Raw genomic sequence first — 14,526 nt, 5'->3', positions numbered from 1 at the left:
TAAAAGCAGAGAAACTATGAGTTCAAGCGCAGAGAATACGCAGCAGGACCCTAAGGACAAGTACCCCAAGCCTGAATACCCTGAACAGGAACAATCGGTACCAGGTACCGAGGCGGAGCTACAACCCAAAGCCGATCATGGCGAAAATTCATACCGGGGCTCCGGCAAGCTTACGGGACGTAAAGCCATCATCACAGGGGGCGACTCCGGAATTGGCCGGGCCGTAGCCATTGCCTTTGCCCGGGAGGGGGCTGACGTGCTAATCTCGTATCTAAGTGAGCATGAAGACGCTAAGGAGACAGCACGCTATATAGAGGAAGCCGGACGAAAAGCCGTGCTGGTACCCGGGGATATCAGCGAGGAGGCTCACTGTAAAAGCATTATTCAGCGGGCTGTTGAGGAGTTCGGACAGATTGATATACTGGTTAACAATGCTGCTTTCCAGATGGCGAGAGAATCACTGGAGGAAGTGCCGAGCGAGGAGTGGGATTATACCTTCCGAACCAATATCTACGCCATGTTCTACCTGTGCAAGGCCGCCAAGCCTCATATGAAGCCCGGAAGTACAGTGATCAACACTACCTCCGTGAATGCGTATAACCCAAAGCCCATACTGGTACCCTACGCGGCCACCAAGGGCGCCATACAGAACTTTACCGCCAGTCTGGGACAGCTCTGGGCCGAGGATGGTATACGGGTGAACTGCGTGGCTCCGGGTCCTATCTGGACGCCCCTGATCCCGTCAACCATGCCCCCCGAGGATGTCAAAACCTTTGGTCAGAATACGCCCCTAAAGCGGGCCGGACAGCCCGCTGAGCTGGCACCCATCTACGTACTGCTGGCTTCGGAGGATTCAAGTTACATGACAGCGTCAACCGTACAGGTAACGGGAGGTACGCCTACTATCTGATGGATTACTAACCATCCTGAATACAAACGAGCAAGACCTGGTATTACCACACTATCAGGTCTTGCTCGTTTACTGTGTATCGGGTAGTTTGTCACTACCTGGAAAGGATCTCTATCGCTTTTTCCAGTGCTCGGTCCCTGCCCGCCTCTATTTCTTCCTTTTTGTTCTGAACGAGCAGGGTAGGGGCCAGGCCTACTCCTTCGTGGTTTTTGCCTTCCGCATCACGTACATCGGCAACCGGGACCCGGTACAACCAGCCGTTGGGTAGTTCTCTCCGGATGGCATCCGAGAAAGCACCCCCGGTACTGTCACCTACCATCATGGCATGGGGTACCTGTTTCATGCCCAGTACGAATGTCTCTCCGGAGCTGTAAGTCTGGCGGCGCGTAAGAACCACGATCGGCCTGGTATACTGAAAGCTCCCCGCTGGTTCGGTATAGAACCGGATCTGGGGGGCAAAATCGTTGTGATCAGGTCCGTTGCGTAACCTGCTGGTAAAGGACAGGTGCTTAGAGGTAGCAAAGCGGTTGACAATGTACTGGGCTACCCGGTCTTCGCCCCCACCGTTGTTCCGCAGTTCTATGACTAAACCCTTTGCTTCTTTCAGCTCTCCCAGCACGATATCCATGGCTTCGGGATAGTAGTTAAAGTCATTGGAGAAGCCCAGCAGGGAGAGGTACCCGATGTTACCGGGCAGCCAGCCGTACTCTATATCATTGCCATACTTTTTCTTTTCCAACAGGTACTTGTCTACCACCTTGGTACTGAAATCCTCAAATTTCTGACGCCCCAGCAGGCCGCCGTTGTAGTAGGGCAGGCCCGTATCCAGGGTAGGTCGGACGTAGATATGATTATCATTGAGGTGGTCGAGCATCTCGCCCATAACCGTAAGTAGCTCCCGGTCGGTAGTACCGGCGTTTACTCTGGGGCGGTACTGCTTGTAAAGGGCGTTCCAATCTACCTGCTTTACCTCAAACTGGCCATACAGCCGGTCGTACTCCTGCCACAGGGCATCAAAGTTGGTTTCGGGTGTATTGGGTGTTTGCGGGTCAATGAATGACTTTTCGCAGGCACTGAAAATGAAGGTTGCAACGATTAGAAGACAGATATTAACGAATGTTTTCATGGCTATTAAGGATTAAAAATAGAAGGCTGTATGAACGGATACGCTTTGGCTAATACTTTGAATGGGGCGTGGTAATGGGTACTGCATCATTCGGAAACCGTACCGTAGGCCGGCACTCATGCGTCGGCTGAGCATAAACTGGTAGTTAGCGTAAGCCTGGAGCATGTGCAGCTTGTGAGGGGCCGTAAGCTCGGTACCCTCTTCGAAAAAAGCGATGAAGTTGGACCTATCCGCTGACTTAGGGAAATTGGCGTGGATGTGACGCGATACCGCGGCTAGTACAGGTACACTCAAACCGGCCGTTAGATGGTGACGGTTGTGATGGTATTCCGTCTGGAACTGAGCGTGCAGGGCCGCTACGTTGGTAGCCCAGTAGAAGTTAGCTACCTGGTCGGCAACCTGAAGGGTGTTCTGCAGCTTACCACCAAAAAAGAATTGGACGTTCCGAGGCTGTTTGCCCAGGCGACGGATATAGGAGATGTCTATATCGGCTCTGTAGTAGGATGAATGCACCTTGTACTGGTAGAAATCATCACCAAAAGCCCGTTCGCCAAACCGCTCGGGCAGGGTAGTACCCAGGGCAGGGGTGATAGCTACCTCGAACCGCGCCCGCTTACTCTGGTGTAAGTAGTCCAGAGTTACCTGAGTGGCTTTGGTGTGATAAAGAAGCGGCGAGGCCTGCTGGTCCAGCATCTTGCCGGATAGGGATCCAACTCCTATTTGGAGTGAATTGGGGTGTTCCTGGGCCGCCAAACGGTAGGAGCCGGCCAGGCACAGGAGTGCTACGATTACTTTTTTCATGGCTTTTTTGATTTGATTAATATGTACTTGTACTACTTAATTTTTTTAAAATGAAGGTTGGTGACGGCAGCACGGCTGAAGGTAAAACCGGTTGGTGAGCCCGCTGCATCCGTCTGAAACTCGAAGCTGTTGTTTCCCATCAGGTCGGCGGCAAAGCGGTACTTTTCAAGCGGGAGCAGGGGGATGTTGATTAGTCCGTAAATGCTCATGACCAGCTTTCCTTTCCTGACCTTTAGCCGGTACTGATGATCCAGCTCCGGACTGTAGTACTTGCCCGCCAAGGCTTTTAGCTCATTGGTCTGGTAGCTCTGTGGTTGTACCTTTTGCAGGGAGAGTTGCTGATCTCTGTTGTAGATAGTCAACCCGGTTACCTGTCCTGACTCCGATCTTTCAAACTGAAATCTATTCACCTTTAAGCCCCTATTCTGATAGCAATCGGTACCGGTTGGTACCAGTGGTACTTTGTAGCCCTGCATTGAGGCGGAGGCAAAGAGTTGTCCATCCGTCTCCGAAACAAACCGAATATCTGCTTTATTCTGCGGGTGGAGGTATATTCCATCTAGATCCGTCACCGGGGCAGGGGAGGCTTTTGTTAGATGCGCCGCCGGTAGGTGGGTTTCCCCCTTTATCATCCATTCACCCATCAGGAGCAGTTTCTGCGTAAGGCTCCACATGTTACCCGTGTTAGCCAGACAGATCAGGGTCAGTCGGTGTTCGGGAAAGCGAACCATTTCGGCCTTATAGCCCGGGTCGGCACCACTGTGGCTTACGGTCAGGACCCCATCCTGATCAACTACCTCAAGGCCATAGGCATAGGCGGTGTGGGTCCCATCGTTCAGGAGGCCCGACTCCATCACCTGCTTTATCAGCTCCTGATTTCCTTTTCCCAACCGGTTCCGGTAGAAGTTGGCATCCCACTGGATCAGATCATCTACCGTGGTAACTAGCCCCGTAGAGCCGTAGGTATTTCCTTTGAAGTGCTTGCGCTTGTACGTAGGGCGCCCTTTCTTATACGTACTCTCATATCCTCGCGCCAGGTTAGGGTACTTATTGTCTAGTTGGCTGATGATCCTGGATTGGGTCATTCCCAGGGGCTGAAAGATGTGGGAGGCCACGTAGCTATCAAAAGGCATCCCACTCACACGGGCCACGATCTCAGCCAGCAGTACATAGCCTCCGTTGTTATATTCATAGCGCTTACCGGGCTTAAAGTTGAGGGCCGACTGCTTTTTCAGCATTCGGATCACATTGGCGCTGGTGTAGTGCTTTTCGCCCCTGAAAGTCAGTCCGATAAGGGTGAAGCCATCGCGCAGGCCGCTGGTGTGGTGGATCAGGTGTCGGATCCGGACGGTATCACCCAGGTAGGGTAGCTCGGGCAAGTGCTTTCGGATATCATCTTCTACAGAAAGCTTTCCATTTTCGGCCAGTAAGGCAATGCTCATGGCCGTAAACTGCTTGGTCATGGAGGCTACCCAGAAAGCATGATGTGGGGTTAGCTTTTCGCCAGCCGCTACATTAGCCATGCCATAGGCTTTCCTGTATACGATCTGACCATCTTTAACGATAGCCAGTACAGCACCGGGTGACTGAGTAGTAGTCCAGTCTTTGAACAGGGAATCCATACGGGCGGTAGGGACTCCCACCAGAGGTTGTGCCCGTACATCCACGGGGATGGTCCCGCTACTGAGCAGCAGGCCTAGGAATAAAATGATTTGTTTCATGGCTCGTTTTTAACTGAGCGCAAAACAAGGGTCAAAAGGCGTACTACGCGCTGCAAAAGCCACTTTTGCTGCTGAACCGCACAAAAAAAAGCGACGAAATGCAGCCTAGCGCTTCATCCACTGACGAAATGCGGGGGCTTTTTGGCGGCTGATGGTGATAGTTTCGGGGAGCTTGGGATTGGGAGTGAGCGTAACGGTGAGCTTGCCGTAGGCGTCGGTAGCTACGCTCTGCAGGCAGCGGGGAGTTACGATAAACTGTCGGTTGGCTCTGAAGAATAGCGCCTCGGGAAGCTGCTCCTGCAGCCGGTCCAGCGAATGGTCAAGCAGGTACACCTTCTGGTTAAGATCGATCAGGTAGGTTTCCTTTTCTTCGGAGTACATGCAGAGTATAGAGTGTATCGGTACGAGTACCTCCTTTTTGCCGGTCCGTACCGTCACGTGTTCCATGGGTGGTGCTGACGGTGCTGCCTGGAGCAGGTCCGCAATGGCTCTTTTATCATCCTCACTCCGTTTGTAAGAGTCATAGAAGTAGAGGCAGATATAGATGGCATTGCCGAACAGGATGAACAGAAAGGCGATGACCAGATCCAGCGAGAAGAAATGCTCCATCTGGTAGGGCCGTATAAATGCGTATTCCGCAAAGACTAAGGCGGTCAGAGCCGATAAGCTGACCACATTGGTAAGTACCAGCTGGATGAGCAGCCTTACTACAAAGTTCTGTTGCCAGGGGTAACGCTTGTCCAGCCAGATTATAGATCCGCGCATGAGCCGCCAGATCAGGAAAATCTTGAGGCAGTCGCTGATGTATTCATACGCTATAATCCACTCGAACCGCTCGTAGTTGTAAGTCAGGTAATGGGCAAAGGCGGCAATAACGGGAATCCCTATCACCTGAATCCACTTGTCGTGGTAGGTGGGTAGGGTAGGGGGAGTTGTATTGATTGAAGCATCCTGTTGCATGCCACAAAGGTAATCGTTTACGACTTTTTATACCTAGCAAAAGCTGGCTACGTATATCTGAATAACAAACTATACGAGGTAATACTATGTAAAAACGAGAGCCGCCCCACAAAGTGCAGACGGCTCTCATTATATGGGATACTCATAAAGCTACACCTTCAGAAACAGCTTGTTGCGGTACAGGATAAGCATAAAAACCCACTGTACCATAATGAAGGCCACTACTCCTCCGACAAGCTGTACGGAATCGGGGAACTGGCTTAGCAGGCCGCCGAACAGGGCGTTGGCGGTGTAGGTGAAGTCAAAGAATTTCTTGGACATGTAGATAACGATTGAATTCATCCCGATCACCAGGAAGAAAAAGGTCCACTGGCGATACCCCTGTACATCAATAACCCAGTAAAACAGGGCAAGCAGCAGGGAGCTTAGACCGGCTGTTAGCAGTACAAAGGAGCTGGTCCAGATGTTCTTATTGATCGGGAAAACCAGGTTCCACACCAGCGCCAGCGCCAGGGCCGCTATTCCAGAAAGCACCATAGCCAGTACCTTTCGGGCAGGGGAGAAGGCCAGGTCACTGGTTCGCAGCAGCTGGCCAGCCAGTATACCGAAAAGTCCCGTGGCTACGGCCGGAATGGTAGATACTAATCCTTCCGGATCATGGATGGTCTGGTGTAGTCTACCTGGTAATACCAACCGATCAAAGTAACTGGCCGGATTACATTCCATCGTCAGGAGCCCTGCGCCACAACCCGGTACGGGGAATAGTGCCATGAAGGCCCAGTAGCCAAGCAGCAGTATGCCCAGCCAAAGGTGCAAGAGTCGCTTAGGACTATATATATAGATAATCTGCGCAAACATGCCTGCCAAGCCAATACGTCCCAGTACACTCGGGAAACGTGTTTCCGCCAGATCTGTATGCAGAATGCCGTTGTTATAAATGATACCCAGAAGCACCAGGATTAATCCCCGCTGAATGGCTTTACGAGTTAACAGTGTCCTAGAGGCGCCTTTTTCCAGTCGGCTGCCAACCGAAAAAGGAGTGGATACTCCCGCCATAAAAATGAATAGCGGGAATATCAGATCATAGGCATGAAACCCATTCCAGTCCGGGTGGTGGAGTTGGGCCCCCATCGTCTGTAACCAGCTCAATCCGGTCACTGCCGCCAGCGCATGTACCAGCTTGCTACCGCCCGTAATCCAAAACATATCAAAGCCCCGCAGCGTATCCAGTGATTGCAGACGCCGTGGAAGTACTCTGGGCTCATCGACCTGATTGGTAGTAGGTTTAGGAATAGTGATCATTTGCCCATCGAGATAAGATTAACAAAAAGTCGGTAGGCTCCAGGTACTCCGGCTGGTAGTTCGCGAAACCACGACAGGCTGGTATACACGTAGTTGCCTTTACCGTGTTTTGCCACCAGTATACCCCCATCCAGCGGTGGGCTATCCGGATCGTTGGAGGATATAATGGCCTCGTATTCGGGAGCCCACTTCTGCGGAAAGTAGAGCCCTCGCTCCTGCACCCATCCGTTAAAGTCTTCCGCGGTAATCTTGTTAGGTGTATTTAACACCGGGCTATCGGGTTTGAGGAAGCGGATCTCCGAACCTTCGACCGTGATACGGTCACGGGTAAGCTCAAAGGGATAAGGACCGACTTCTTTGATTACCAGATCTGAGTTGGTGTTGTACTGGACGATCAGGTTACCGCCATTTTTGACATAATCCATCAGCGCAGTCTGGTAGTGCTTCATCCGTTCGTTGGTGTTGTAAGCCCGTACCCCCACGATGATTGCATCGTATTGGCTCAGATTGCCCGCGGTAATATCCTGGTTTTCCAACAGGGTTACGTTGTAGCCGATCTGACGTAAGCTGGACGGGATCAGATCGCCGGCTCCCATTATGTATCCAATGGTGTTGCCCCTCTTTTGCAGGTCCAGCTTTACCGCTTTGGCAACCGCATCCGGGAAAAATATCTGGGTGGGGATGTGGTTGTAACTAATCATACCCAGACTCTTGTCATATGTCTTTCCATCGGTTTTGACCAGGGCTTTGATCTCCACCTCCTGCGCACTAGCCGGCGGGTACAGCTGAAACTCTACGCTCTGCTCCGCTCCTTTGAAGGCAAGGTGGAAGGGAATAGATTGAGGAACTGCCTTCCAGCCGGTTGGCAGATCCAGCATGACCTCGCCCTGGCAGTTAGCTTTACCGGCTTTGATGCCAACTACTACTTTTTTGGCTTCCTGATTGTCAAACATGTATACCTCCTGTGAGATATTGACATAGACCGGAGGGGTCACGACCAGCGGCTGGTACACCTCTCCGACGACAGGATCTTTTTTCTTGTACACTACCGGAATATCATACTGCAGCTTTTGACCTTCGACCAGTACTTCAAATTGTACCGTAGCAACAGGAGGGTTTTCGGCCAGACCAATCTTATGCTGATCTTCTACTACAAATAAACCCATGTACCCGATGGGCCTGTGCAGCCAGTACGGCTGGGACATCCCGGCATCAGCAGGTATTCGGGAGTTGATGGTAAAAGAGACATCCTTGTTAGCAGTCAGTGGTGCGGCCAGAACCGAATCTTTTCCCTGGAAAGGAAAGGTAATTTTTTGCAGTGTTACGTTGGCCCCGGACCGGTTGTTCGCCTCAACTGATAGCGCCATGGGTTCTCCCGGAGTATAGGCATAGTCACCAGCCACTACTTCCAGATAAAGCCCCAGCGCATCTTTTACTAACCCATTTACCTCTTTCAATTTAGTAGTTTTCCAAAAACTATCCGGTAGTTTCTGTAGCTCTGTCCTGATCGAGAGCAGGAGGGGGATACTGGCTGCGGGCTTATCCGCTTTGTAGCCATCTATAGCCTGTTTGATCAGCTGGGCTACCTTGTCACTGCCTTTCACCCGCGTCCAGGTGGTATTGATGCCTTCGAACAGATCGGCCTGGGCCTTATCTCCTTTAGTATGCTGCAGGTACTCGACGTTGGTGCCGCGGGCACCTATCGAACCGAATCCCTGGCTTTTGTGCATACTCCGACTCTCCGCGGAGATTTCACCGTATGATTTACCGAGCAGCGCATTATATCCCCCTACATCAATCTGCAGGTAGTCTTTCGCATTTTTGATAAACTCGGCCCGGTTGGCCATCGCCCACATGCCTATGTTCCAGAGCAGGCGTTTAGCCTGCCATGGCTGTACGTATTGTAGTTGCTCGGGGAAGCGTTTCGGATCGGCCGCGGCCTCAAAGGCTTCCTCTGCCAGGATGGACGAGGCACTGTGGTGTCCATGTCCGGCCCGGGAGTCGGGCGGGAAACGAGTGACGATCACGTCGGGCTTTAGGTTACGTATCACCCATACCGCATCGGCCAACAGGTTCTCACGCTCCCAGATGGTAAATACCTCCTGGGGGTTTTTGGAAAACCCAAAATCGTTGGCCCGCGAGAAGTACTGTTTTCCTCCGTCCACACGCCGCGCCTGCAGGAGTTCCTGCGTACGGATTATACCTAGCTGCTCCCGGATTTCCGGGCCGATCAGGTTCTGTCCCCCGTCACCGCGGGTAAGCGAAAGGTAGCTGGTATTGTAGAGTTTTTCATTGGCCATGTAGGCAATGAAGGTCGTATTCTCATCGTCGGGGTGGGCTGCCATGTACAGCACGTTGCCCAATACGTTGAGCTTCTTGAGATCCTGTAATATCTTATTGGATGATGGCTTAGCCGGAGCCTGGGCCCTCACCGAAAGGGGGGGCAGGAGTCCAGCGAAGAGGAACAGCATCGCGTTTTTGACGGTAAAGCGCATGGCTCAGAACGGGTTTAGGCTGTAAAGTTCGGGCAGTGGAGTAATACGCTATTGCCCCGAGCAGTAGCGCATTACTTGCTGAATGGCTGCCTGTTGCTTTCTGCGTTATACTTTATGGATTTTGTTTATAGGAAGAATTAATATCCAGTTCACGCTGAGGGATCAGGTAAAGGAGCCGGGTATTCTTGCCTTGTGCCTGCATGACCTCCCTGGCTTTTCCAAAGCGCAGCAGATCCGCCCAGCGTTGATTTTCAAAGGCCAGCTCTACCCGGCGTTCACGAAGGAGCTTTTCTTCAAAAGTACCGGGTGTACTGGCACTGATGGGAGCTAATTTGGCCCGGGCTCTTACCTGATTGATATAGCCGTAGGCTGCATCCGACTCACCCAGCGCTTCGGCCAGCATCAGCAGCACATCGGCGTAGCGAAGCACGACAAAGTTGTAGGAGGCGTCATTTTCGTTAAAGGCATTTTCTCTTCCGTATTTAGTAATAAAGCGGGAATCATTGCGTGAGCTGGAGACCAGAGCGCCTTGTGCGTTGACATAGCTGGTATCCATGGATTTGAGGAAACGATCATCACCCGGCCCATATGCGTTCATCATGTTGACCGTCGGACGATTCTTGTAGGCCCCGGTAGTCTGGCGCAGCAGGGGTGAAAAAGCATTGGTAAAGGCATTACCCGTTCCGGTACCTCCACCGCGAAACTGCACCTCAAAGATAGATTCACGGTTGTTCTTATTGTTTAGTCCCCATAGGTTGGCGTAGTCCGGTACTAATGAATAGCCGTAGCTGTCGACAATCCGTTTCAGAACCGTGGCTGCCGCTTGCTTATCGCCGGCCGTCAGGAGTACTTTACCAAGCAGGGCAGCGGCGGCACCTTTGGTGGCGCGCCCCAGATCAGCGGAGGCGGCGTACTTAATGGGTAGACTCGCTTCGGCTTTCTGAAGGTCAGTGATCAGCTGCTTATACACTTCCGAAGCAGGAAGCTGGGGTAGTTGTCTTCCTTCATCAACAGATTTCAGCTCTTTCAGAGGCATGGGGATATTCCCAAACAGCACGGCCAGATTATAATAGAATAGTGATCTGATAAACAGGGCTTCCCCTTTGATCCGGTCTTTTACGGCGGCATCCATTTCTATGGCGTCAATACGATCCAATATAATATTGGCGCGGGTAATGCCGAGATAGGAATCCGTGTAGGCAGCCGTTATGATTTCGCTGGTAGCTATCTCAGAAAAGTTGTCAATAACCGTCAGTTCAGCAGCCAGTCCGGTTCCATCCGGTCCCTGATCCGTATTATCGGACCGCATTTCCATCATAACCCAGTAGCTCTGGTTATAGGTGCCGTTCATCTGCAGGACTTTGTAGGCAGCATTGATGGCGGTATTCATATCCCCGGCCGTTTTGTAGAACCCGTTTACGTTACGCTGGGAGACGGGATTCAGATCAGTAAAGTTCTGACTACAGGAGAACAGGACTCCGGCCATTAGTGGTACTATATATAGTTGTCTTAGCTTCATGTCTTTTGCAATTGTAGGTAGTAGCTCTGGAACTTTAATAATTAAAAGGAGACGTTAAGTCCAATGGTGAAGTTTCGGGAAAGCGGATAGGCTCCGTAGTCCTCGCCCTGCACCCCCGTAATACCAGATTGATTATTAACTTCCGGATTGTAACCCAGGTACTTGGTGCTGGTGAACAGGTTGGTTCCGGAAGCATACGCGCGTAGCGACTGAAGCTTGGTTCCTAGAAGCTTCTTAGGGAAGGTATACCCGATCGAAACGCTTCGGAGCCGGAAGTAAGAGCCGTCTTCCACCTGATAGGAGGAAGGACGGTTGTTACCTCCGTGCAGGTCGGTCAGACGGTCAGCCCGTGGAATGGTACCGTTACCCGGATTTTCGGGTGACATCCATCTTTCTGTCCAGGCTGCGTACGAGTTGACATTTGCTTCGCCGTTGCCGAGGTGCCGACGCGTCAGGTTCAGGATTTTGGACCCCTGCACCCCCTGGAAGAATATAGTAAGGTCAAGGCCTTTGTAACCAAACCGGTTGGTAATCCCCCACATATAATCAGGCATGTAGTTACCAATAACGGTACGGTCATTCGCATTGACTACCCCATCGCCATTGACATCCTTGAAGCGGAGGTCGCCGGGGCGGGCTGCCGGAGCCAGCGCATCCTTGGGAGCGGCATCAATTTCAGCCTGGGTCTGGTAGATCCCTTCTACTACATAGCCATAGTAGCTGCCAATTGGAGCACCAATCTGGGTAATGTGCCGGATACCGGCACCTCCGGTGCTAAGGATGGGATCACCGGTGGGTCCCAGTTTCAGCACTTCGTTTTTATTGGTAGAGAAGTTAAAGTCAGTCGTCCACGTAAAGTCGCCCACCAGGTTACGGCTGGAAACCGTTAGCTCAACCCCCTTGTTTTCGACTTCACCAATATTCTGTAAAGCGTTCGTGAATCCTACCGATGCCGGAACCTGTACGTTCAGCAGGAGGTCTGATGTAAGCTTTCTGTACCAGTCGGCTGAGATATACAGGCGGTTGCGGAACAGGGAGAAATCCAGACCCAGATCTACCTGCGCCGTTTTTTCCCAGGTAAGGTTCTCATTACTTAGCGAAGTCGGAGCAATACCATTCACCAGCACATTGTTCAAGACGTAGTTGTAGGGACTTAACAGGCCAATGGCCGCGTAGTTAGGGATCAGGAAGTTACCGGTTTGTCCCCAGCTTCCTCTTACTTTCAGGTCACTAACCGCGGTTAACCCTTTCATAAAGGGTTCTTCGGAGAGTCTCCATCCCACTGAAAAAGAGGGGAAAGTGCCTGTTTTGTTGCCGGCTCCAAATCGGGATGACCGGTCGGAACGTACCGTAGCTGTAAACAGATACTTATCTTTGAAAGCATAGTTGACCCGGGCAAGTGCCGATACAAGGGACCATTCCTGACGGTTGTCTCCTCCGCTGGTTACCTGACCGCCGCTGATGGTAGGGGAAAGGTCATCGGGGTGGTTTTGAGCATATACCTGATTAGCGTCCAGCCGGTCTTTCTGAGCACTGTAACCAACCACCGCTGAGATGTTATGCTCATTGATGATCTTATCAAAGGATAAAGTGTTTTCAGTAATCCAGTTGTAGTTCAGGGAGGAATTGGACTGCGCATAGGGGTCACCGGTGGTAGCGGTACGGTTCAGGAAGGCTCTGGCCATGTAGAAGGACCGGTTGTAGCTGTTGACATCGATACCCGTATAGAGCTTGTACTTCAGTCCTTTCAGAATCTCATATTCAGCAAATACATTACCAAATGTCCGGAACTGCTTCAGATCATCCGTAACATATTTAATGATTGCCAGAGGGTTACTGGCCGCCGTCATGTTAGTACCACGACCATCCGAGGTGAGCAGATGGGACTGGTTGTCAGTTTGGTTAATCGTACCGTCTGGAAGGTAAGGTTTAACAGTAGGGGAGTGTACCAATGCCGAGTACACAATGCCCGGAGGATCCGCAAAATAGGGGGCTCCGGCCGGTGATCGGTCGGTATCCGTAAAGGAGGGGCTTAATCCGAAGCCTACTTTGAGCTTTTTGGTTGGATTCGCTTCCATATTGGCCCGGAAACTATATCTCTTAAACCCGCTCCGCTCAATGATTCCCTGCTGGTTGAAGTACCCGCCGGAGAAGTAGTACCTTACGTTGTCAGTACCACCTGAAACAGAGGCATTGTAGCTCTGGATAGGAGCCGTGTTGAAGATAAGGCTCTGCCAGTCGGTGTCGGTACCGTCCGGGTTGGCAAAGTCATCCGGTATATAGTAGCTGGTATTGGTGGTTTTGGTATAGCGGGTGGCGTTGTCATCGTTGATGTTAGCACCACGTACATCCTGCATATAGGCATTATTTTTAGAATCCAGGACATAGGCCGTCAGTTCTGCGGAATTCATCAGATCTACCCGCTTGGCCACCGATTGCATACCAAAGTATGAGTCAAAGCCTACTACAGGTTTGGAGCCTAATTTTCCTTTCTTCGTCGTAATCAGTATGACTCCATTGGAGCCTCGGGAACCGTAGATAGCCGCCGCAGAAGCATCTTTGAGAACCTCTATGGATTCGATATCATTGGGATTTAAAGTACCCAGTGGATTGGTAGCGGGAAGTGCAAAGGCGGTAGTCCGGCGGGAAATATCCCCCTGAATACCCGGATCCATATTCTTGGTTACCGGAAATCCATCAATGACATATAAGGGTTCATTACCGGCTGAAACCGACCCTAAGCCACGTACCCTGACCGTAGGCGCGGCACCGGGTTCACCACTGGGCTCCTGTACCTGAACCCCCGCGATCTGTCCCTGGATGGCGTTCTCAAAGTTGGTGACCTGTATCTCTTTGATGTTCTTGGCGGACAGCGACCCGATAGAGCCGGTGATATCGCCTTTCCGCTGCGTACCGTACCCTACCACCATCACTTCACTCAGGTTACTAACGGAGGCATCGAGTTTTACGTTGAGCTGAGTCTGCCCGTTGACGGGTACCTCCTTCGTGACAAATCCAATGAAAGAAAAGACCAACACCGCATTTTGCTCGGGTAAACTGATGGTGTAGTTCCCCTCCATATCGGACACCACCCCTCTGTTGGTACCCTTTAGCAGGATGCTTACACCCGGGAGTCCTTCGTTTTTTTCATCCGTTACCCTTCCTCTCACGGTCATGTCTGCTACCGCCCGCTGGGTTCTTTGCAGTGTGGAAAGCCCTTCGATAACTACGTGACTAGCTGCCGGTGGTCGAAGCATGGAAAGGTCCTGGGAAATACCAGCCCTGGTAATAAGCAGGCTGGTACCTATCAGCCACGTTCGTAGAAATTGTTTTTTCATAGGTTGGGAGTTTGGGAAATTCGTAATTCTATATGATCGGTTTGGTGGGTTATTTTCAGTTCAAGCAGTTCTGTTAGTACCTGTAGCAACTCATCCACCTGTCGGGCCCGGTAGATGCCTCCAATTTTCCGGCTGGCCAGGGAAGAGTCAGGTGTCACGATCTTTACGTTGAATCGCTCCTGGATTGGCTCGGCTACCTCAGCAAGTACTGTATGATCAAAAAGAAAAGGTGTTCTTTCCAAGCGGTAATTGCCTGAAGCTCCTGGGGCTACTACGGTATCTTCCCGAAATAACACATAGTCTTATCCGGGGGAGGTATCCTCAAATCGCTTCGTGAAGGTGTTATTATCCTCA

Annotated in this window: 10 protein-coding genes; 1 reads left to right on the top strand and 9 read right to left on the bottom strand. The window is 51.5% G+C overall.

All coding sequences use genetic code 11. The features are described 5' to 3' along the window. Positions 1–16 precede the first annotated feature (16 nt). Positions 17–910, top strand: coding sequence for an SDR family oxidoreductase (locus JTN23_RS14650; RefSeq protein WP_247235603.1), 894 nt, complete (start codon positions 17–19; stop codon positions 908–910). Positions 911–1,004: 94 nt separating this feature from the next. On the opposite strand, the gene JTN23_RS14645 is transcribed toward JTN23_RS14650, so the two are convergent. The 9 genes from JTN23_RS14645 to JTN23_RS14605 form a co-directional block, all read right to left on the bottom strand. Continuing rightward, positions 1,005–2,036: a S41 family peptidase gene (locus JTN23_RS14645; RefSeq protein WP_247235602.1), complete on the bottom strand. Its 1,032-nt coding sequence runs from the start codon at positions 2,034–2,036 to the stop codon at positions 1,005–1,007. A 12-nt stretch (positions 2,037–2,048) separates the two neighbouring features. Then, a complete protein-coding gene (locus JTN23_RS14640; RefSeq protein WP_247235601.1) occupies positions 2,049–2,837 on the bottom strand; it encodes a hypothetical protein in 789 nt (262 codons plus the stop codon). Positions 2,838–2,869: 32 nt separating this feature from the next. After that, positions 2,870–4,558 carry a serine hydrolase domain-containing protein gene (locus JTN23_RS14635; RefSeq protein ID WP_247235600.1) on the bottom strand — a complete coding sequence of 563 codons (1,689 nt, stop codon included), beginning with the start codon at positions 4,556–4,558 and terminating at the stop codon, positions 2,870–2,872. Positions 4,559–4,663: 105 nt separating this feature from the next. Beyond that, entirely contained in the window at positions 4,664–5,518 is an 855-nt protein-coding gene (locus JTN23_RS14630) for a LytR/AlgR family response regulator transcription factor (protein WP_247235599.1), read from the bottom strand. A gap of 150 nt (positions 5,519–5,668) precedes the next feature. Further along, positions 5,669–6,820, bottom strand: coding sequence for an acyltransferase family protein (locus tag JTN23_RS14625; protein WP_247235598.1), 1,152 nt, complete (start codon positions 6,818–6,820; stop codon positions 5,669–5,671). Beyond that, entirely contained in the window at positions 6,817–9,315 is a 2,499-nt protein-coding gene (locus JTN23_RS14620; protein WP_247235597.1) for a PIG-L family deacetylase, read from the bottom strand. Before JTN23_RS14620 ends, JTN23_RS14625 begins: the two co-directional genes overlap by 4 nt. A 112-nt stretch (positions 9,316–9,427) precedes the next feature. Further along, positions 9,428–10,834, bottom strand: coding sequence for a RagB/SusD family nutrient uptake outer membrane protein (locus JTN23_RS14615; RefSeq protein ID WP_247235596.1), 1,407 nt, complete (start codon positions 10,832–10,834; stop codon positions 9,428–9,430). Positions 10,835–10,875: 41 nt separating this feature from the next. Next, positions 10,876–14,172: a SusC/RagA family TonB-linked outer membrane protein gene (locus JTN23_RS14610; RefSeq protein WP_247235595.1), complete on the bottom strand. Its 3,297-nt coding sequence runs from the start codon at positions 14,170–14,172 to the stop codon at positions 10,876–10,878. Then, positions 14,169–14,414: a DUF4974 domain-containing protein gene (locus tag JTN23_RS14605; RefSeq protein ID WP_247235594.1), complete on the bottom strand. Its 246-nt coding sequence runs from the start codon at positions 14,412–14,414 to the stop codon at positions 14,169–14,171. Before JTN23_RS14605 ends, JTN23_RS14610 begins: the two co-directional genes overlap by 4 nt. Positions 14,415–14,526 lie beyond the last annotated feature (112 nt).

The sequence above is a fragment of the Telluribacter roseus genome (assembly GCF_017355915.2).
Classification (GTDB): Bacteria; Bacteroidota; Bacteroidia; order Cytophagales; family Spirosomataceae; genus Telluribacter.
The sequence above is the reverse complement of the archived record's forward strand: the minus strand, read 5'-3'. Positions and strand labels throughout refer to the sequence as shown.